This is a genomic window from Pelagicoccus sp. SDUM812005 (genome assembly GCF_031127875.1).
Lineage (GTDB): Bacteria > Verrucomicrobiota > Verrucomicrobiia > Opitutales > Opitutaceae > Pelagicoccus.
This window is the reverse complement of sequence record NZ_JARXIA010000004.1, coordinates 283,633-302,856: the sequence shown is the minus strand read 5'-3', so window position 1 is coordinate 302,856 and position 19,224 is coordinate 283,633. Positions and strand designations below refer to the sequence as shown.

Below are 19,224 nucleotides of genomic sequence, written 5' to 3'. Positions count from 1 at the left end.
AGCGAAGAGTGGGGCTCCCTCGGACTCGCCTTGGTTGACTCCGTATACGACGACGACGGATCCATCAACAACGACGCGGACGACTTCGACATGGGTGTCGAAACCAAGCTCGTGCTCACGCCAGCAGACGGCTGGACTTTCTTCCTCGGCTACGCCATCGATTCCGCTAACGCAGGCATGGAAGACCGCGAGCTCATCAACTTCTGGAGCTCCTACGAAGTCGGTTCCTCCACTTTCGCCTTTGAGTACAACGACTACTCCAGCGAGTGGACGAAGATCGACCAGTGGCTTCTCATGTACTCCGTCGCCACTGGCGACAAGGGTACCTTCACAGCTCGCGTAAGCGGCAACGACGTACGCGAAGGCACCAGCGCCGACAACTACGACTTCAAGAAGTACACCGCTGCCTACATCCACGCCGTTAACGACAACCTCGCTATCGTAACAGAAGTGAGCCAAGTGGACGGCTTCGTTGGCGACTCCACCGAGTTCGCAGTCGAAGCGCTCTTCACTTTCTAGTTCTCCGAGCTAGCAAAGCTTTTCAAGGAAGCCTCCACCTCAGGGTGGAGGCTTTTTTGGGCCCATCGCCCAAGCCCCTGCCAATTGCCGTTGAACAAAATGACGGTCTCACCCCCAAGGCTACCGCAGGCGTGCGGCATGCCTCAAGCCCCTTCCCTGCGGCCCGTCTCCGAGCCAAAAGAAAAGAGCCCGCCCGCCCTAAAGCAAGCGGACCCAAATTCCGTCCCAAGTTCTAGCCGACCCGTTAGACCGTCAGGTACTTGGCAACCATGTCGTCGTCCAGCTTCGAGATGTCGCCCTTCTGCACCACCGAGCCGCGCTCTAGGATGTAGAAGCTCTCGCAAGCGTTGCGAGCGAAGTCGATGTACTGCTCCACCAGGATCACGCTCATCTCGCCCTGCTTGCGAATCGCGTAAATGGCATCCTCGATCTGGTCGATAATGGAAGGCTGGATACCTTCCGTCGGCTCGTCAAGAATGAGCAGCTTCGGCTTGAGCAACAGCGCGCGGCCGATCGCCAACTGCTGCTGCTGTCCGCCACTCAATACGCCGCCCTTGCGCTTCAGCATGTCCTTGAGCACGGGAAAAAGCTCGTAGACCGATTCGAGCCGAGCCTCCGCGTCCTTGCCTGCATTCGCGACCCGCAAGCTCACGTTAAGGTTCTCCCAGACGGTTAGCCCCGGGAAGATGTCGCGACCCTGCGGCACGTAGCCGATCCCCATGCGAGCCCGCACGTCCGGAGCGAGCTTCTGCATCATGCTTCCGGTAAACTCGATCGTACCCTTCTTGGTCGCGACCAAGCCGAGAATCGTATTGAGCAAAGTCGTCTTGCCCGTGCCGTTACGGCCCAGCAAAGCGACCGCCTTCTTCTCCGGCACATCGATCGAAACGCCTTTCAAAATCATCGACTCGTCGTAGCCCGCATAAACGTCTCGGACAGATAGGAGCATCGAATCGTTCTTAGGCGCAGCTTCCGCCACTTCTTGGACTTGTGTATCCATTTCTTGAATCTCCTAGTGTTTACGGGTTTGGCGACCGAGATAGACTTCTATCACTTGCGGATCGCTCTTAACGAAATCGAAACTGCCTTCCTTCAGGACATGGCCCTGATGCAAGACCGTTACGCGTGTCGCGATCTGACGCACGAATTCCATGTCGTGCTCGATCACGATCAAGCTGTGCTTGCCGGCCAGGTTGAGCAAAAGCTCGCCCGTGCGCTCGGTTTCCTCGTCGCTCATGCCCGCCGCCGGTTCGTCTACCAGCATGATCTTCGGATCCTGAGCCAACAACATCCCGATCTCCAGCCACTGCTTCTGACCGTGAGAGAGGGAGCCAGCCAAATCGTCGGCGTGCTTCTCCAAACGTATCGTCTCGAGCACACTGAAAATCTTATCCCGGTGGGCCGGCTTTTCGCGATAGAAGAGCGAGTGGAAAATTCCACGCTCCCCCGCGAGCGAGAGCTTCAAGTTGTCGTAAACCGTATGCGATCCGTAGACCGTTGGGTTCTGGAACTTTCGCCCAATCCCCAATTGGCTGACCTCGTGCTCGCGCACGCGGGTCAAATCCACGTCCTCGTTGTTGTCCAAGTGGAACTGGATCTTGCCAGCATCCGGCTTGGTACGAGCCGTAATCAAATCCATGAAGGTACTCTTTCCCGCCCCGTTCGGTCCGATCACCGTACGGAGCTCGCCTTCCTCGAGATAGAAGTTGAGGTCATTGATCGCCTTGAAGCCGTCGAACGACTTCTCGACGCCTTCGACACTGAGAATAAGCGGCGTATGCTTTGCCGGAGGTATGTGAGCCATTAGGAAGCAGGGGTTGCGGAAGTTGTAGCGTTGCTGCGGATACGAGCCCAAAGCGGAGCGAGCTGCTTAGGAAGCCCCACCAAACCGTTCGGCATGAAAAGCACCACCAGCATGAAAATCGCGCCGAGAATGATCAGCCAACTGTCCGGATAGGCGCGGGTGGTGAAACTCTTGATGATGTTCACCACAATCGCCCCAATGATTGGACCAAACTTAGTGCCGCGCCCTCCTAGAGCCACCCAGACCACGACGTCGAGCGACTTGGCAGGCGTCATTTCGTTCGCGTTGATTCCACCCACTTGAGGCACGTAGAAAGCCCCAGCGATGCCCGCCACCATGGAAGTCCCCACGAAGATCAACATCTTGTAGGTGGTTGTTGAATACCCAGAAAAACGTACCCGGTTTTCGCTATCGCGAATCGCCTGCTGCACCTTTCCGAACTTGGTCTTCAGCAACCATGCGATCACCAAGTAAACGACGAGCATCAGGATCGCGCTCATCACGAAAATCCACCTCTGCGTCGAGGCAGCGTTAACGTCGTACCCAAAGACCTCCTTGAAGTCCGTCAGACCGTTGTTTCCTCCGAAAAGAATGAAATTGTTCCCAAACAAATCGAGGTTGTTCTTAAAGAAGAAAAGGCTGGCCGCATAGGTCAAAGCCTGGGTGAGGATCGAGAAATAGACCCCCTTGATGCGCGAGCGAAACGCGAGAAAACCGAAGACGAACGCCAACACGCCCGGCACCAGCATCGTAGCCGCGATCGCAAACGCTCCATTCTCGAAAGGAGCCCAATACCACGGCAGCTCCGTGTACCCCTGGAAGTCCATGAAGTCCGGCAGCGCCGTATTGTAGACGCTGTCCACGCCCACATGCAGCATCAGGTACATGCCGAAGGCGTAGGCCCCCAAGGCGAAGAACAGGCTTTGGCAAAGGCAAAGCAGGCCCGTGTATCCCCATAGCAAGTTCAGGCTCATCGCCATCACCGCGTAGGTAATGTATTTGCCCCACAACGACAGTTGAAAGGACGAGAAATGCAAAGCGCTATCCGCAGGGAAAAACGCGTTCATGGCCGGCAATACGAGAAGCAGCACAACGCAAGCTGCCATGTATCCGCCAAATTCAATCTTGTTATCAAATAGCTTCATTTTCGAAATCCCTCCGTATTAGTCGTCCATGCTTCGAGATTTCGTCGGGAAGATTCCACCCGGCTTCCACTGCAGGAAGAGGATGATCATGCCCAACACGATAATTTTACCCATGACCGGACCGAAGAGCGGCTGTAGGAACTGGTCGAATACGCCAATGCCCATCGCCGAAATACCTGCGCCTAGCAGATTTCCAACGCCTCCAACGACCACCACCATGAAACTGTCCACGATGTAGGCCTGGCCCATGGTAGGTCCCACGTTGCCGATCTGAGTCAGCACTGCTCCCGCCATGGCGGCCAGACCACAGCCAAAGGCAAAGGTCATGGAGTTCACCCGCTTCACCGGGATTCCTAAGCTCGAGGCCATGTTGCGATTCTGCATCACCGCTCGAATGTAAAGGCCGAGGTTCGTCTTGGTCAGCAGGAGCCAAGTCAGCACGCAGACGAATCCGGCAAACGCGATAGCGAACAGACGCGCGTAGCTCATGGAAATGCCTGCGTATTCAAAATTCCCCAACAAGAGATCCGGGTTGGCCACTTGCACGTTAGCGGCCCCGAACTTCAAGCGAAAGGCCTGGCGCATAACCATGGACAAGCCCCAAGTCGCCAACAGCGATTCCAGCGGACGCTTGTAAAGGAAGCGGAAGAACCCCTTTTCCAAAAGGTAGCCGATTCCACCCGCGACAACGAAGCTGACCGGCAAAGAAACCCAGAAAAACCACTGGAAGGCAGGGCTACCTTCCCCGAACCAATTCGAGAAATAGCCCTGCACCACGAAGCAGGTGTAGCCGCCGATCGCGATAAACTCGCCGTGGGCCATATTGATGATCCCCATCAACCCAAAGGTGATAGCGAGCCCGAAGGAAACCATCAGAAGCACGCTGCCCGTACTCAGACCGCGGAAGAAACTTCCGGCATGCTTCAGCAACTCTTCATGATCAGCGATCGCTCTGCTCGCCGACTCCGCTGCCACAAGAAGCGCTTCATCCCCTGCCTCCTTCGAAGATTCGACGATGGCGAGGATCTTGTCCTTGGCCCGAATCGAGTGAAGCTGACCTAGACGCTTGACGGCCTCGATCCGCTCTTCGGGAGACTCGGCGTTGGCAAGCAAACTGATCATGATCGCCTCCTCGAAGGCCCGCTTGGCGCGAGCATTCGTTTCCGCCTCGAAGCGCTTTCGAAGCTCTGGAAGGTATTCCGCGTTTTGGCTGGCGCCCAGCTTCAAGGCCGCGTCCACACGTGTATCCACATTCCTAGAAGCCAAGCCAATCGTGTCGGTAACGCGAGTCAGCAATCGGCGCAGCTTGCGCGGGGCTCGGTTCTTGTCCAAAGCCTCGTACGCCTCGGAGCTGAGTTCGATTGGTTCGCCCGTGGCGACGCGTACGTATTTTCCGGATACCTCTTGCACGAGAAACAGCTCGGAACCTTCCGGCTGATACTCGCGCACTTCTCCGACGCGCCAGGCGTCGACAAAGGCGGTCACGTATTCGTCGCCCGATTCGGCGAGCGTTTCCAGTGTCGCTTCTTGATCTTCGACCCGCTCGAGGGCGAGGGCTTCAAGTAGCATTCGAATTTCGCCTGTTTCGACGGCGCCCGCGAGCGCGGTCCAAACAAGCGAAAAAAGCAATATGGCTTTCTTCATGGGAGGGAGGAGAGGCGAAGTTGGAAGAGGGAGAAAAACGAAGGACTCGCTCGGCCTAAGGGGGTTAGGGCCGAGCGAGCCCCAGCAATTTCAAACCGAGCTTTACTTGAAGGTGCCCTTCAAGAATGGCTCGCCATAAACGTTGTCGAACGACTCGAGGATCTCAAACTGACCGTCTTCGAGGATCTCACCGATATAAACGTTCTTGGTAAGGTGATGGTTCTCCTGAGTCGTAACCGTGCCTCCTGGGCCGTCGAAGGAAATGCCCTTCTCGAGCTCCTTGATCACAGCGGACGTTTCGAAAGTCCCAGCCCGTTCAACCGCAGCCTTCCAGAGGTAAACGCCATTGTAGGAGAGAACCATTGGGGAACAAGTCACGCGACCTTCCTTCTGCACGCTGGAAGGAGCCTTGGTCTTGAGCCACTTCTGGAAGTTCTTCACGAACTTCTTGTTGGCAGGCGTGTCGAGCGACATGAAGTAAGTCCAGCAACCGAGGTGGCCGACCAAGTCAGAGGTAGGCAAGCTACGAAACTCGTCTTCGGAAAGTGAATACGAAACGATCGGGCAATCGTCCGCAGTGAGGCCGGACGCGGCGATTTCCTTAAAGAAGGAAACGTTAGAGTCGCCGTTGATCGTGTTCAGCACCGCAGCATCTCCACCCGCAGCGAAGGACTTGATGTCCGCGACGATCTGCTGGTAGTCCGTGTGGCTGAAAGGAGTGTACTTACCCGCCGAGATCACTTCGCCGTTCTCCTTGCGAAGACCGCCGCCAATGTTCTCTTCCGGAATCCCCTTGGACTTCAAGTACTCGAAAAGCACGAGGTTGGTCGTTTGCGGGTAAACGTAGTCGGTACCGATCAGGTAGAACTTGGTGTAGCCTTCTTCGAGCAGGAAGTCGACCGCAGGGATCGCTTGCTGTCCTACCGCTTCCGCAGTGTAGAAGATATTTGGAGACAACTCTTCGCCCTCGTACTGGACGGGGTAGAAAAGAAGGCCATTGTACTTTTCGTACACAGGAAGGACGAACTTGCGGCTTACCGAAGTCCAGCAACCGAAGGTCGCCGCTACCTTGTCCTGAGCCAAAAGCTGCTCCGCCTTTTCAGCGAAAGTCGGCCAGTCCGAGGCGCCGTCTACGACAACCGGCTCGATCTTCTTGCCCAGTACGCCGCCGGAAGCATTGATTTCGTCGAAAGTGAAAAGCAGGATATCGCGCAGCGAAGTTTCGCTGATCGCCATAGTGCCGCTGAGGGAGTGGAGGACACCGACCTTAACTGTGTCTTCAGCAAGGAGGGAGGAGGAGAACAGGGCAGCTGCCGAAGCAAGGCCGAGGGTTAGTTTTTTAACATCCTTCATTTGATAATCTAATAGGAGGGTTTGGTGTTACAATTGAACAAGGCCCTGCAGACGCGTTTAGAAGCGCTGCAAGGATTCCCCAATAAGCAACTGCTGGGCCAACCTTACATTTTTTGTGAAAATGCGCCCAACTCCATGAATCCCCTGCATCGAAAACCCTAAAGCAGATCAATATTGAGCATACCTTTCTCGCCAAAAGTATTACGATGAAGATCGGTCTTGGGAGCGCTCTCTGGCTTGAGAATTGCTCTGCCTGCTCAAAAAGATACCTCCCGATCTTGAAGCCCCGTCAACTTCCCTACAGCTTAAGCCCTAGAACCTTATTTCAACCAAGCCTCTATGCACCTAACCCCGCGCGAACAAGAAAAGCTCATGGTCGTCGTCGCCGCCGACCTAGCTCGCAGACGACAAGCCCGTGGCCTCAAGCTCAACTATCCGGAAGCCGTATCCATAATAACGTACGAAATCTTCGAAGGCGCCCGCGACGGCAAGTCGGTGTCGGAACTCATGAGCTACGGCGCTACATTACTAAAGCGATCCGACGTGATGGAAGGCGTGCCCGAAATGATACATGAGGTCCAGGTCGAAGCCACTTTCCCTGACGGAACCAAGCTCGTAACCGTTCACAACCCCATCCAATGATCCCCGGAGAAATCATCCCAGCAGACGCCGAACCGCTCCAAGCAAACCTCGGCCTCGACACCCTCACCCTAGCTGTGAGCAACACCGGCGATCGCCCCATCCAAGTCGGCAGCCACTTCCACTTCTTCGAGGTGAACGCGGCGCTCGATTTCGACCGCTCCGCAGCCCGCGGCTTTCGACTCAACATCGCCGCCGGCACCGCCGTTCGCTTCGAACCGGGTGATTCCAAGGAAGTCGAGCTCGTAGCCCTCGCCGGCAAGCGAGAAGTCTACGGCCTCAACAACAAGGTCGACGGCCCCCTCTAAACACGCGCCATGCCTCACCGCAACATGCAGCGCACGAAAAGCCTCGTCGCTAAACGCGCGACCACCAGCAAGGACGAAATATTCCAGGCCGTCTGCGAAGATTGCGCCGAAGGCGTCGACGCCGACCGTACCAGCGTATGGACCTTCGACCGCGACCTCACCCAAATTGAATGCCAGTGCTGCTACGACGCCCTTGAAAAGACGTTTACCAAAGGCGCCGTACTCAAGCGCGACGACTTCCCGACCTACTTCAAGGCCATCGTGGAGGACAACATCGTCAACGCTCCCCACGCCCGCACCCAGCAAGCCACCCGCGAGTTCACCGAGCCTTATTTCGTCCCCAACGGGATACACTCCCTGCTCGACTTCATCCTGCAAAAGGATCTCGTCCCCATAGGCATCATCTGCTGCGAAAACCGCCGCGGCATTCGCGATTGGGACAAGTCAAACGAAGAGTACCTTCGTACCATCGCCACCCTCACCTCCTTCCTCTTCAGCTAAAAACAAAGCTGATAAAGACCCAGCCTTTCCAACCCAGTCCTCCAACGATCCACCGCCATGAGCCTCAAATTCGATAGACGCCAGTACGCCGAAATGTTCGGTCCCACCGTCGGCGACCAAGTTCGCCTCGGCGACACCGAAATCCTGATACAAGTCGAACGCGACCTGATCGCCGAAAACGGCGGCTACGGTAACGAAGTTAAGTTCGGCGGCGGCAAAGTCATCCGCGACGGCATGGGCCAATCCCCCAAAGCCCTCGCTGCAGACTCCCTCGACCTCGTCATCACCAACGCCACCATCCTCGACGCCGTACAAGGCGTCATCAAAGCCGACATCGGCATCAAGGACGGACGCATCGTCGGAATCGGACACGCTGGCAACCCCCTCATCCAAGACGGTATCAGCAAAGGCATGACAGTCGGCGCCTCCACCGAAGTCATCGCAGGCGAAGGCCACATCGTCACCGCAGGCGGCTTCGACTCTCATATCCACTTCATCTGCCCTCAGCAGATCGACGAAGCCCTCGCTTCCGGAGTCACCTCCATGACCGGCGGCGGCACCGGTCCCGCCACCGGCACCAACGCCACCACCTGCACCCCCGGAGCCTGGAACATCCATCGCATGCTCGAAGCCGCGGAAGAGTACCCCATGAACCTCGGCTTCATGGGCAAAGGAAACTCCTCCAATCCCGAAGCCATCCGCGAACAAGTCGTCGCCGGCGCCATGGGGCTTAAGCTGCACGAAGACTGGGGCACCACCCCAGCCGCCATCGACACCTGCCTCGGCATCGCCGACGAAATGGACGTCCAAGTCGCCATCCACACCGACACCCTCAACGAGTCCGGCTTCGTCGAAGACACGATCGCCGCCTTCAAGAACCGCGTCATCCACACCTTCCACTCCGAAGGCGCCGGCGGAGGACACGCCCCCGACATCATCAAGGTCTGCGGCGAGCTCAACGTGCTCCCCTCCTCCACCAACCCCACCCGTCCTTACACAGTGAATACGATCGACGAGCACCTCGACATGCTCATGGTCTGCCACCACCTCGATTCCAAGATCCCCGAAGACGTCGCCTTCGCCGAATCACGCATCCGCCCGTCAACCATCGCCGCCGAGGACATCCTGCACGACATCGGAGCCTTCTCCATCATGTCCTCCGACTCGCAAGCCATGGGCCGCGTGGGCGAAGTCATCTGCCGCACCTGGCAAACCGCCCACAAGATGAAAAAGCAGCGCGGTAAGCTAGATTCGGATACGCACCCAGAAGCCGACAATTTCCGGGCGCTCCGCTACATCGCGAAATACACCCTAAATCCCGCCATCGCTTGCGGCGTCGCCCACGAAGTCGGCTCCATCGAAGTCGGCAAGCTCGCCGACATCGTCGTCTGGAAACCCGCCTTCTTCGGCGTCAAGCCGGAGCTCGTGCTCAAAGGCGGACTCATCGCCCTCGCCAACATGGGCGACCCCAACGCCTCCATCCCCACCCCGCAACCCACCTTCTACCGCAAGCAATTCGCTGCCCACGGCAAGGCCAAGTACAACACCTCCGTCACCTACGTCAGCCAAGCCTTCCTCGATAGCGGAAAAGGAGCAGAGCTCGGACTCAAGAAGCGACTGGTCGCAACCAAGAACACCCGCAACATTTCCAAAAAGGACCTCCTGCACAACGAGGCCACCCCCAAGATCGAAGTCGATCCCGAAACCTACGAAGTCAAAGCCGACGGCACCCTCCTCACCTGCGAACCCGCGACCGAGGTCCCCCTCGCCCAACGCTACTTCCTTTTCTAAGCCCCCACCGATAGACTTCAGTCACAACGCCTCCTCCGTGCACCTGATCACCACCCACTTCCACCACATTCCCGAATCCAAAAAGCGGATACCGCTCAAAGTCGAGCGCCGCAAACTCGCCAAACGACGCTTCCGCGCCACCGCCGCGGATGGCACCGACTTCGGCTTCGACCTCGCCCACCCTCTCACCCACGGCACCCCCTTCCATGAAAACGAAGACTCCGTCTACCTCATCGAGCAAGAGCCCGAGCCTGTCCTGAAAATCCCCTTCTCCGACGGGCAAACCGGCGCCCTCTACGGCTGGATGGTGGGAAACATGCACTTCCCGGCCGCCTTCGAAAGCGCCCACGTCATCGCCGAAGACGACCCCGCCGTACGCCAACTGCTCGATCGGGCCGAAATTCCCTACCAGGAAGCCCAGCAAGTCTTCCAGCCCGCCATCGCCGCTAGCGGACACCATCACCACTGACGCGGAGGCTAGCAGGAAGCCCCGCCTCTTCCACAACGCCCTTCCTTCAATCCTGGATCCGACGCGCCCTCGCGACGCGCCAAATCGAGCCATCGCTCTTGCTCAAGACGAATGGCTCTCCCGCCGCGTCGCTGCCAATCCTCAGGTCGGCCCGCCCCACGTTTACCATCTTGGAAAGCGTTGTCTCAACACCCTCCACAAAGAGCTGCAGCTCCTTGGCCTCAGCCTCCTCCGCTCCCTTCACGTCGGCAACGAAAACCCGCCCCGTTGCGATGCCACCAAACAGGTAAAGCCCCTTCAGCAACGGTAGTCGCTCGCCCTCGTAGATAAACCCTCCTGCGATCGCGCGTATCTCGTCATGGTCAATTTGTATCACCGGATCAACGACAGGGCTAGCAGCCCCATCACGGGCGTAGATCCGCCGCTGCGACTCCTTTAAGTCGATCTCATAGACACCTTCGTAGCGAGGCCAGCCATAGTCCGCACCCACGACCACTCGATTCAACTCCTCCACATTCCAATGCCCAATGTCCGACACGAACAGCTCTCCTCCTTGGCTCCAAGCCATCGTATTCGGATTTCGGAACCCTAGGGCATAAACTTCCGGCAGCCCCGCTGGCCTCCCTGTCGATCCACCCGCAAACGGGTTCCCTGCCGGGATTCCGTACTCGCCGCTCCGGCCGTCACTCCCTCGCGGATCGATACGCAGAAGCTTACCCCATATCCTCGAGCCATCCTCAACCAAATCCACCCGCCTGATGTAGCTAGCGCCGCCGTCCCCCACTCCCACATAGAGCAGGCCATAGTCTCCGTCTCCCTCTACGGCATAGGGATTAAAAGCCAGCTCCTGCATTCCGTGCGAGGTATCGATCATTTCGATACGCAATAATTCTCTCGGCCCCACGAGGATCGACTTTCCTCCATGCTCCTCCATCCGCCACTCGTTGATCGCGTATTGCAGCTGAGCCTCATCCCCCTCGGGCACCTTGAAGTCAGCCTCCTTCGCATCGCCCCGCTCCGCATGTTGCGTATAGACGAGCCGACTCGACTCGAAATCCGGACTGAACGCAAAGCTGGAGAAACCGGTCGCCAAGCCAGGCTCGGAAACAAAGTCGGGAAATACCTTCGACATTTCCAAAACCAATTGCGGCCCCTCGTCGCCGAGCTCGTAGAAGAAACCATTCTGGTCGCAGACGAACAAACGGTCCCGCTCCCCGTCGCGTACTCCCGCAAGCTTGTTGATGCGGGCTCGCGGAAATTTTTCGCTGCTGGCAGGCACCCTCCAGGCGAGCTCCAAGTCCAAGGCGATTCCCGCCCGACGCAACTTCTCCGGCACCGGATTCTCCACGACCGTTCTGCCATCCTCAACAGCCACTCTCTCCCGCAAGGGACGACGTCGCGCATGCAAGTAAGCTAACACCTTCTCCACTTCTTCCGGAGCCAGGCCAAAGGTCGGCATCACCACCCCATACTTGCGCACCAGCTGCTCCGCGACCACGTCGCCGCTGTCGAGCAAAGCCTGAGGATTCTCGATAAACCGCTGCAGCCAGTCCTTGTCCCGCTCAAGCGTCACCGGCCCTAAGGCCGGGCCGATCCCATCGTGACCCAGGTCATGGCAAGCCGCGCAATAGCTCTTAAACAGGGCCCGCCCTTCGCGAATATCCGCTTCGTCTTCGCTGTAGCCTTCGCCAAACGCGGCGGCAAAGCCGGAACTCAAGCACAGCCACAACGCCAGAAACGCCGTGAAACGGGTAGAACTAAGAAATGGGGTCATCGTAAATGTCAGGGTAGCCATGCTCCGAGGCGGGGTGCTCGTGAAAAGCGCCTAGGATTCTCGCACGCAAGTACCTTGAAAACGAGAACCTAGATTTCAAGACTGCAAAAGGTTGACTCGTCGAGATAAGACGCTCGTCTGGGCAACAGACTCATCGCTGCAAGTACCTTAAGCTCAATGAACCTGTCCTGGCTCCCAAGCATGCTCCAAACCACGGACCCGCTCTTCCCGATCGGATCCTACGCCCACTCCTACGGCCTCGAAGAGCTATGCGCCGACGGAGAGGTGAGCGACCCCGCCAGCCTGCTTCGCTTCCTCGAAAGCGTCGTTTTCCTCAACCTGCAGGAATTCGAACTTCCGTATCTAAGATTTGCTTACAACGCCGCCGAGCAAAACGACTTTCAGCTCATCTGCCAGCTCGACGAAGAAATTTCCGCCTCGAAACCCTGCAAGGAACTACGCCAAGCCAGCCTCTCCCAAGGCCAGCAGCGCCTCCGCCTCATTTCGAAGCTCCGGCCCACTCCTCGCTTCGAGAAACTGGCCGCGCTGAAACGGGAGAAGAAAATCGTCCCCCACCACCTGATCCTATTCGCAACCGAAAACGTCGATCTTCGCACCCCTCTCGAACCCACCCTCGCCGCTTGGACCTACCAAGCTCTCGCCGCCCCTTGCGCCGCATCCCTCAAGCTCATCCGCATCGGCCAGGAAGGCGCCCAAAGCGTACTCACTTCCGCACTACAGGAAATCGAACGCATCGTCGAATCCTCCCTTGCCATCGAACGCGACTTCGCCGGAGCCTTCCTCCCCACCCTCGACATCGCTTCCCAACGCCACGAGCAAGCTTTCTCCCGACTATTCATATCTTAAAATATACAGAGCCAAGCATCTAGACTCCTCCCAAAATGAACAACTCCCGTCCAGTCCGTATCGGAATCGGTGGCCCCGTGGGCTCCGGCAAGACCATGCTTCTCCTTCGCCTCTGCGAAGCATTGAAATCTGAATACAAACTAGTCGCCATCACCAACGACATCTACACTCGCGAGGATGCCGAGTTCCTCGTACGAAACAACGCCCTCGAGGCCGACCGCGTCATGGGCGTCGAAACCGGCGGCTGCCCCCACACCGCCATCCGCGACGACACCAGCATGAACATGGCAGCTATCGACGAACTGCTCGAGCGCCACCCCGACACCCAAGCCGTACTCATCGAATCTGGCGGAGACAACCTTTCCGCCACCTTCTCCCCCGAGCTCGTAGACGCCTTCATCTACGTCATCGACGTCGCCGAAGGCGACAAGATCCCCCGCAAAGGCGGACCCGCCATCCAATACTCCGATCTCATGATCATCAACAAGATCGAAATCGCCCAGTACGTCGGCGCCGATCTCGGCGTCATGGATCGCGACAGCAAAAAGATGCGCGGCGATCGCCCCTTCCTCTTCTGCGACCTCAAGTCGCACAAGGGACTCGACGACGTGATCGCTTGGCTCAAAAAGGAATACCTCTTCTAGTCCAACTCTCGAATCCTCCCAAACCTCGCCGGTGGAAATCCAAGCAACACCTCCTCTCACCCGTCCCCACGTGGACGGCTACCTTCGCGCTACCTGCTCCCTGGCTCCCAACCACAGATGCATCCTCAGCCGCAAGGAGTTCAAGACGCCCATCCACATCTCCAAACCGTACTGGGACGGGCACAGCCTGCTGCTAAACCTCATGTGCCCCACCGCTGGGATGCTGGCAGGCGACTCCGCCGACCTCGACGTCCTCATCGAAAAAGGTGCCTCCCTCACCCTCTCGAACCCATCCTCGCTTCGTATCCACAAAATGGATCCAGAAAGCGAGGCGACTTGGAATCAAAGCTTCCGCGTCGAGCAAGGGGCCTTCCTCGAGAACAATCCCGAGTGGCTCATCCTCCAAGGCCAGAGCGCCTTCACCCAACGCAGCGCCATCGAAGTCGAAAAGGGCGGCGAACTCTTTTTCATCGAAGCAATCGCCCCCGGCCGCATCGCCCACCAGGAAGCCTTCGCCTTCCGCCAATTCCGCAACCGCCTCTCCCTCCGCTACGACGGCACGCTCGCCCTGCTTGAGAAGCACAGCGTCGAGCCCGCGCGAGGGACCGCCTCCTCCTGGAGCAACGAACTCGGAGCCCCCTGCCCCTTCTACCTCTCCCTCCTGCTCGTCTCGGAGAAGCTCGGCGACTCCAAGGACCTCTGGAAAGAGATCTACCGACTGCAGACCGATGGCATACGCATTGGCTCCAGCCAACTCGCCCACCCGGCCTGCTGGTGCGTCAAGATCCTCGCGGCAGATCCCATCGCCGCCCGCAAAGCCTGCGCCCAAGTTCGCCAGCTTTTCTATGACGCCATCCAGCGAAAGCCCGCCGCGCTGCGACGCTAGAGAAATGGAAAAGAAAGGAATGAACAATTTCAGCTGCCGTTTTTCTATGGCCTGAAGCGTTTCCCCGTAACGCTCCTCCTCCCTCCTCCGATCCGAAACAGTGCAGTGATTCCTCCTTCCCAACGCCTACGCCGCCTCGCCCGCTCCCTAATCGCGGCCTGCGGCCTCATCGCAGTTGCCGGAGCCTTCACTTCCTGCACCCAAGTCAAGGTCGTCAACCCAAACACCAACCTCGAACTCGCCCCCGCCCCCTACTTCGACAACACCACCGGCATCTACTTCCCAGGAGCCCTCGGCCCACTCTTCCGCCGCCCCGTAGTGGAACTCGAAGAAAAGGCTCCCGGACTGGGCCTCGCCATCAGCTACCGCAACCCAGAGGCCCGCATCGACGTATTCGTCTACGACCTACAAGCCAGCGTCATCCCCAAAGGCACCGACTCCGACGTCATCGCCAAAAGCTTCCGCGACGCGATCGCCGACCTCAACCTCGCCGCCAACAAGCGCATCTACAGCCAGCTCAGCATTTCTCCGTCCACCGTCGCCACCATTGGCCAAACCGAATTCAACCACGCCCGCTTCGAATACTCCGAAGGACTAGTCCCCAAAGAAGGCGAACTGTACGTCGCCGGAGTGAACAGCCAGATCCTCAAGATCCGCACCGCAAAACGCCTCGGCAGCGACATCGACATACCGCGCCTGCTCGCCTACCTCGGCCAAAGCATCCAGCAAAGCCAGCTAAACGGATACGGAGCCATCTCCACTTCCGACTACAAGCGCATCTCCAGCCAGCTGGCCAACATCGACCTCGACGACGGACTCTCCGCCGCCGAAGCCATCTCCATCGCCCAAACCGAGCTCGTCGGCAACAAACTCCACCACCGCTACGACACCATGAGCGGAAAAGTCATCGACGAAGCCACCCTCCCGCTCTCCGCAATCGTCCTCTTCGCGCCCTATCCTTCCCGCGCCGCCTCGCCGCTTCCGCCCGTCCTCATCGCCGTCCGAAACACCGGACGCGCCGAGCTGCTCGATACCCAGTAGCGGCGCTCAAACTGCCAGGCATCGGCCAGACTCCCCTTGAAAAGGTTCGCTAAAAGGGCCTGCGGTTCGTTGCAAAACCCGCTCCCCGCCCCACTGTTGAAGGCGGAACTCCTTCTCGCACTCGATAAATGCTTCGCAAATATACCGACATAGACCTGGCCACCTTGGAGAACCGGTCGCTACTGGTAATCGACGACAACCTCTCGCTGCACCGCGACTACAAGGCCGTCCTCCGTCCGGACCAAAGCAACGAAGGAGACAGCAAGCTCGACGAGCTCGAAGACCTTCTCCTTGCCGCCCCCGGATACAAGCGGCCTCCCAAGCGCCAACGCAACTTCGAGATCCAATCCGCCTACCAAGGAGAGGAAGCCTGCGAGCTAGTCCGACGCCACCTCGCCAAAGGCATACGCTACCCCCTCGCCTTCGTGGATATGCGCATGCCGCCCGGCTGGGACGGTCTGGAGACCATCCACCAGATCCGCGAGATCGACCCCGCCATGCGCTTCGTCATAGTGACGGCCTACTCCGACTATTCCGACGCAGAAATCCAGAGCTCCCTCGGACCGCAAACGCCCGTAAGCATCGTGCACAAACCCTTCGAGCCTACCAAACTCTACGAGCTCACCTACGAACTCGTAGCAGACTGGAACCAACGGCAAACCGATGGAGCCTAGCGGCCGGAACGCCCAAACAAGCGCGAACGCGGACCCGCCGCAGCCGACTTCTCTTGGGCATTGAACAGCGCCGAGTACATGTAGTTGAAGCCATCCAGCTTCTTGCGCTCGATCTTTTTGCCAATGAAGTGTTCGATCGCCGCCGCATTCTTCACCTCGTCTTCAGTGAGAAGCGTAAACGCATCCCCCTCGCGTGAGGCGCGGCCCGTACGGCCGATACGGTGCACGTAGTCCTCCGCATGCAGCGGCACGTCGTAGTTGATCACGTGCGTCACGCCGGCGATATCCAAGCCGCGAGCCGCGATATCCGTCGCCACCAGCACCTCGTACTTGCCGTCCTTGAATCCCTTCAAGGCCTCCGTACGCTCCGACTGGGAACGATCCGAGTGCAAAGCAGCTACCTTGTGGTTCAAGCGCTCGAGTCGACGCGTAATCATGTCCGCATTGAACTTCGTGCGAGTGAAGATCAACACGCTTTCGTAGTGCGTGCGCTCCAGCAGCTCCAGCAACAGCTTGTACTTCTGGCGCTCCACCACCGGGTAAAACGCGTGGCTCACCGTCTCGGCGGCCGAACGGTTCTGCCCGATCTCCACGACCGCTGGGTCGTTGAGCACCCAGCCCGTCAAAGTCTTGATGGCCGGCGGCATCGTCGCCGTGAAAAGCAAGGTCTGGCGCTCCTTCGAACAATAGTTCTGCACGATCCGCTTCACGTCCGGCAAGAATCCCATGTCCAGCATCCGATCCACCTCGTCCAGCACCAAGTAATCCATTTCCTTCAAGGAAAAGTTGCCCTGCTGAAGATGGTCCAGCAAACGCCCCGGAGTCGCTACGATGATCTCCGCGCCGCTCTCGATCATCTTCATCTGGCCGCCGTACTTCACGCCGCCATAGATGAGGCCGATCTGGATTCCTAGGTTCTTGGCGAAGAACTTCAAAGCCTCTTCCACCTGCGCCGCCAACTCGCGAGTAGGCTCCAAAATGAGGCACTGGAAAGGCTTGCCCGGCACGATCCGCTGCAGGATCGGCAGGCCAAAAGCCGCCGTCTTGCCGGTACCGGTTTGAGCGGACCCTATCAAGTCCTTGCCTTGCAATACGATAGGGATCGCTTGTTCCTGAATTGGGGTAGGCTTCTCAAAGCCGAGATCGGCGAGCGCCTTGTTGATGGGTTCTGATAGCCCAAGTCCTGAAAATGGCATTCAGCGTATATGGTAAGCCCCTCACGGGGAAGCAAGCTAACAAATACGCTTCCCAAACGTCTTCCAAACAGCGCCGCGCCCACTTTCTAAACTTCAGCCTTCCTCCCGCTGCCTAACTACCTAAACATTCCCACATCATGTCGAAAACCAACAGCCAGCCCACGCCGCCAGCTATACCCGAAGCCCTCGCCCACGTACGCGGAGACTTCCCCATCCTCAGCCGCACCGTGCACGGCAAGCCGCTCGTCTACCTCGACAACGCCGCTTCCACCCAGAAGCCGCAGGCCGTCATCGACGCCGTCACCCGCTACTACAGCCACGAAAACGCCAACATCCACCGCGGCGTCCACCTCCTCTCCACCGAGGCCACCGGCGCCTACGAGGAAGCCCGCGGCAAGATCGCCAAATTCATCAACGCCGCCGACGATTCCGAAATCATCTACACCCGCGGCGCCACCGAATCCGTCAACCTCGTCGCCCACTCCTACCTCGAGCCCCTCCTCCAGCCTGGCGACGAGATCCTCATCTCCGCCATGGAGCACCACGCCAACATCGTTCCCTGGCAGCTCCTCTGCGCCCGCACCGGAGCCATCCTCAAGGTCATCCCCGTCACCGACGACTGCGACCTCGACCTCGCCACCTTCGACCAGCTGCTCACCGAGAAGACCAAGCTCCTCTCCATCGTCTACGTCTCCAACGCCATCGGCACCGTAAACGACATCCAGCCCCTGCTCGACCAAGCCAAGGCCCGCGGCATCCCCACCCTCGTCGACGCCGCCCAAGCCATCCAGCACATTCCCCTCGACGTGCAAAAGCTCGGCTGCGACTTCCTCGTCGCCTCCGGCCACAAGATCTACGCCCCCACCGGCATCGGCATCCTCTACGGACGCCGCGCCCTGCTCGACACCATGCGCCCCTACCAAGGCGGCGGAGACATGATCGCCCACGTCACCTTCGAAGGCTCGACCTTCAAGGAGCCGCCCTCCCGCTTCGAAGCCGGCACTCCCCACATCGAAGGCGCCATCGGCCTCGGCGCCGCCATCGACTACCTCTCCAGCGTCGGCCTGCCAGCCATCCACGACTACGAGTCCCAACTGATCGCCTACGCCGTCGCCAAGCTCTCCCAGATCGACGGCCTCAAGATCATCGGCAACCCACGCGTACGCTCCGGAGCCATCTCCTTCACCATGGGCGACGCCCACCCGCACGACATCGGCACCGTGCTCGACACCGAAGGCGTCGCCATCCGCTCCGGCCACCACTGCTGCGAGCCCCTCATGAAACGCCTCGGCGTTCCCGCCACCGCCCGGGCTTCCTTCTCCCTCTACAATACGCCCGCCGACGTCGACGCCCTCGCCGCCGCCCTCAAGAAGACCGCCCTCCTCTTTCTGTAGCGCCCCGTTGCGCGGAGCTTCAGCCCGCGAGACAATAGGGCTGGCGCTCGCGCCACGCCGCACAACCCACGCATCAACGCCTTCACTCTCCCACCTTGAATCCCGACCTAAAAAAACTCTACCAGCAAACCCTGCTCGCCCACAGCAAGCAGCCTCACAACAACTGCGAACTCGCCAACGCAGCCAGCGCCACCCTCCGCAATCCACTCTGCGGCGACGAAATAACCGTGTATCGAAAAACCGACGACGACGGCAGGGCCCGCATTACCTTCACCGCCCAATCCTGCACCATCTGCCTCGCCGCCGCTAGCATGATGACCCAACACCTCGCCGCCCTCCCGAATCCCGAAGCCACTCAATTCGCCAAGCAATTCGTATCCGATTTCCAAGACAAACCCGCAACAATAGACCTCCCCGGCGAGCTTGCCGCCCTCTCCGGCGTCCTCGCCTTCCCCAGCCGCATCCGCTGCGCCACCCTCCCCTTCGAAGCACTGCTCAAAATCCAAGCGCAAGATCCATCCTCCCGCATCTGAGGAACCTGTGGTAAAAAACGCCTAACAGCCTCCCCTTCGCAA

Annotated in this window: 20 protein-coding genes; 13 read left to right on the top strand and 7 right to left on the bottom strand. The window is 58.7% G+C overall.

From position 1 onward, the window contains the following. Nucleotides 1–519 (top strand): hypothetical protein (locus QEH57_RS07515; protein ID WP_309006091.1); only part of this gene is annotated, 519 nt, incomplete at its 5' end. A 244-nt stretch (nucleotides 520–763) separates the two neighbouring features. Here the strand turns inward: QEH57_RS07515 and urtE are convergent. The 5 genes from urtE to QEH57_RS07490 all read right to left on the bottom strand — a co-directional run bounded on the left by urtE (nucleotide 764) and on the right by QEH57_RS07490 (nucleotide 6,465). Then, a complete protein-coding gene (gene urtE / locus QEH57_RS07510; protein ID WP_343224765.1) occupies nucleotides 764–1,468 on the bottom strand; it encodes an urea ABC transporter ATP-binding subunit UrtE in 705 nt (234 codons plus the stop codon). A gap of 63 nt (nucleotides 1,469–1,531) precedes the next feature. Further along, a complete protein-coding gene (urtD, locus tag QEH57_RS07505; RefSeq protein WP_309006089.1) occupies nucleotides 1,532–2,323 on the bottom strand; it encodes an urea ABC transporter ATP-binding protein UrtD in 792 nt (263 codons plus the stop codon). Then, nucleotides 2,323–3,468, bottom strand: coding sequence for an urea ABC transporter permease subunit UrtC (gene urtC, locus QEH57_RS07500; protein ID WP_309006088.1), 1,146 nt, complete (start codon nucleotides 3,466–3,468; stop codon nucleotides 2,323–2,325). The genes urtD and urtC overlap by 1 nt, the downstream gene beginning before the upstream one ends. An 18-nt stretch (nucleotides 3,469–3,486) precedes the next feature. After that, complete coding sequence (gene urtB, locus QEH57_RS07495; RefSeq protein WP_309006087.1) at nucleotides 3,487–5,037, bottom strand: urea ABC transporter permease subunit UrtB; 1,551 nt, start codon at nucleotides 5,035–5,037, stop codon at nucleotides 3,487–3,489. 177 nt (nucleotides 5,038–5,214) lie between these two features. Next, nucleotides 5,215–6,465, bottom strand: coding sequence for a transporter substrate-binding protein (locus QEH57_RS07490; RefSeq protein WP_309006086.1), 1,251 nt, complete (start codon nucleotides 6,463–6,465; stop codon nucleotides 5,215–5,217). Between the two features lie 339 nt (nucleotides 6,466–6,804). Between QEH57_RS07490 and QEH57_RS07485 the strand changes: the two genes are divergently transcribed. From QEH57_RS07485 to QEH57_RS07465, 5 genes are read left to right on the top strand one after another with little or no spacing between them, the layout of a single operon-like run. Beyond that, on the top strand, nucleotides 6,805–7,107 hold the full coding sequence (locus QEH57_RS07485; protein ID WP_309006085.1) for an urease subunit gamma: 303 nt from the start codon (nucleotides 6,805–6,807) through the stop codon (nucleotides 7,105–7,107). Continuing rightward, the gene (locus tag QEH57_RS07480; RefSeq protein WP_309006084.1) at nucleotides 7,104–7,412 is read left to right on the top strand and encodes an urease subunit beta; all 309 of its coding nucleotides are present in this window, start codon (nucleotides 7,104–7,106) and stop codon (nucleotides 7,410–7,412) included. Before QEH57_RS07485 ends, QEH57_RS07480 begins: the two co-directional genes overlap by 4 nt. Nucleotides 7,413–7,421: 9 nt before the next feature. After that, the gene (locus QEH57_RS07475) at nucleotides 7,422–7,913 is read left to right on the top strand and encodes a GAF domain-containing protein (protein WP_309006083.1); all 492 of its coding nucleotides are present in this window, start codon (nucleotides 7,422–7,424) and stop codon (nucleotides 7,911–7,913) included. A gap of 57 nt (nucleotides 7,914–7,970) precedes the next feature. Next, nucleotides 7,971–9,704 (top strand): urease subunit alpha, encoded by a 1,734-nt coding sequence (gene ureC / locus QEH57_RS07470; RefSeq protein ID WP_309006082.1) that lies wholly within the window; start codon nucleotides 7,971–7,973, stop codon nucleotides 9,702–9,704. Between the two features lie 37 nt (nucleotides 9,705–9,741). Continuing rightward, nucleotides 9,742–10,173, top strand: coding sequence for a hypothetical protein (locus QEH57_RS07465; protein WP_309006081.1), 432 nt, complete (start codon nucleotides 9,742–9,744; stop codon nucleotides 10,171–10,173). A gap of 46 nt (nucleotides 10,174–10,219) precedes the next feature. Here the strand turns inward: QEH57_RS07465 and QEH57_RS07460 are convergent, their stop codons facing one another. Beyond that, a complete protein-coding gene (locus QEH57_RS07460) occupies nucleotides 10,220–11,947 on the bottom strand; it encodes a PQQ-dependent sugar dehydrogenase (RefSeq protein WP_309006080.1) in 1,728 nt (575 codons plus the stop codon). Nucleotides 11,948–12,148: 201 nt separating this feature from the next. Between QEH57_RS07460 and QEH57_RS07455 the strand changes: the two genes are divergently transcribed. From QEH57_RS07455 to QEH57_RS07435, 5 genes are all read left to right on the top strand, one after another. Next, a complete protein-coding gene (locus QEH57_RS07455; RefSeq protein WP_309006079.1) occupies nucleotides 12,149–12,814 on the top strand; it encodes an urease accessory UreF family protein in 666 nt (221 codons plus the stop codon). A gap of 35 nt (nucleotides 12,815–12,849) precedes the next feature. After that, nucleotides 12,850–13,458: an urease accessory protein UreG gene (gene ureG, locus QEH57_RS07450; protein WP_309006078.1), complete on the top strand. Its 609-nt coding sequence runs from the start codon at nucleotides 12,850–12,852 to the stop codon at nucleotides 13,456–13,458. Nucleotides 13,459–13,489: 31 nt separating this feature from the next. After that, the gene (locus tag QEH57_RS07445) at nucleotides 13,490–14,344 is read left to right on the top strand and encodes an urease accessory protein UreD (protein ID WP_309006077.1); all 855 of its coding nucleotides are present in this window, start codon (nucleotides 13,490–13,492) and stop codon (nucleotides 14,342–14,344) included. A gap of 105 nt (nucleotides 14,345–14,449) precedes the next feature. Next, nucleotides 14,450–15,385, top strand: a complete 936-nt coding sequence (locus tag QEH57_RS07440; RefSeq protein ID WP_309006076.1) for a hypothetical protein — start codon at nucleotides 14,450–14,452, stop codon at nucleotides 15,383–15,385. 128 nt (nucleotides 15,386–15,513) lie between these two features. Next, entirely contained in the window at nucleotides 15,514–16,059 is a 546-nt protein-coding gene (locus QEH57_RS07435; protein ID WP_309006075.1) for a response regulator, read from the top strand. Here the strand turns inward: QEH57_RS07435 and QEH57_RS07430 are convergent. Beyond that, a complete protein-coding gene (locus QEH57_RS07430) occupies nucleotides 16,056–17,255 on the bottom strand; it encodes a DEAD/DEAH box helicase (RefSeq protein ID WP_309006074.1) in 1,200 nt (399 codons plus the stop codon). The genes QEH57_RS07435 and QEH57_RS07430 overlap by 4 nt on opposite strands. Before the next feature lie 137 nt (nucleotides 17,256–17,392). Here QEH57_RS07430 and QEH57_RS07425 point away from each other — a divergent pair, with 137 nt between their 5' ends. After that, on the top strand, nucleotides 17,393–18,649 hold the full coding sequence (locus tag QEH57_RS07425) for a cysteine desulfurase (RefSeq protein WP_309006073.1): 1,257 nt from the start codon (nucleotides 17,393–17,395) through the stop codon (nucleotides 18,647–18,649). Between the two features lie 95 nt (nucleotides 18,650–18,744). Beyond that, nucleotides 18,745–19,182 (top strand): iron-sulfur cluster assembly scaffold protein, encoded by a 438-nt coding sequence (locus QEH57_RS07420; protein ID WP_309006072.1) that lies wholly within the window; start codon nucleotides 18,745–18,747, stop codon nucleotides 19,180–19,182. The last annotated feature ends 42 nt before the right edge of the window (nucleotides 19,183–19,224 follow it).

Bases quoted from the DNA above. Each gene is read 5' to 3' on its own strand.
- QEH57_RS07425 (WP_309006073.1), top strand. From the start codon at position 17,393: ATGTCGAAAACCAACAGCCAGCCCACGCCGCCAGCTATACCCGAAGCC.
- QEH57_RS07460 (WP_309006080.1), bottom strand. From the start codon at position 11,947: ATGACCCCATTTCTTAGTTCTACCCGTTTCACGGCGTTTCTGGCGTTG.
- urtC (WP_309006088.1), bottom strand. From the start codon at position 3,468: ATGAAGCTATTTGATAACAAGATTGAATTTGGCGGATACATGGCAGCT.
- QEH57_RS07475 (WP_309006083.1), top strand. From the start codon at position 7,422: ATGCCTCACCGCAACATGCAGCGCACGAAAAGCCTCGTCGCTAAACGC.
- ureC (WP_309006082.1), top strand. From the start codon at position 7,971: ATGAGCCTCAAATTCGATAGACGCCAGTACGCCGAAATGTTCGGTCCC.
- QEH57_RS07490 (WP_309006086.1), bottom strand. From the start codon at position 6,465: ATGAAGGATGTTAAAAAACTAACCCTCGGCCTTGCTTCGGCAGCTGCC.
- QEH57_RS07485 (WP_309006085.1), top strand. From the start codon at position 6,805: ATGCACCTAACCCCGCGCGAACAAGAAAAGCTCATGGTCGTCGTCGCC.
- QEH57_RS07430 (WP_309006074.1), bottom strand. From the start codon at position 17,255: ATGCCATTTTCAGGACTTGGGCTATCAGAACCCATCAACAAGGCGCTC.
- urtB (WP_309006087.1), bottom strand. From the start codon at position 5,037: ATGCTACTTGAAGCCCTCGCCCTCGAGCGGGTCGAAGATCAAGAAGCG.
- urtD (WP_309006089.1), bottom strand. From the start codon at position 2,323: ATGGCTCACATACCTCCGGCAAAGCATACGCCGCTTATTCTCAGTGTC.
- QEH57_RS07455 (WP_309006079.1), top strand. From the start codon at position 12,149: ATGCTCCAAACCACGGACCCGCTCTTCCCGATCGGATCCTACGCCCAC.
- ureG (WP_309006078.1), top strand. From the start codon at position 12,850: ATGAACAACTCCCGTCCAGTCCGTATCGGAATCGGTGGCCCCGTGGGC.
- urtE (WP_343224765.1), bottom strand. From the start codon at position 1,468: ATGCTCCTATCTGTCCGAGACGTTTATGCGGGCTACGACGAGTCGATG.
- QEH57_RS07435 (WP_309006075.1), top strand. From the start codon at position 15,514: ATGCTTCGCAAATATACCGACATAGACCTGGCCACCTTGGAGAACCGG.
- QEH57_RS07480 (WP_309006084.1), top strand. From the start codon at position 7,104: ATGATCCCCGGAGAAATCATCCCAGCAGACGCCGAACCGCTCCAAGCA.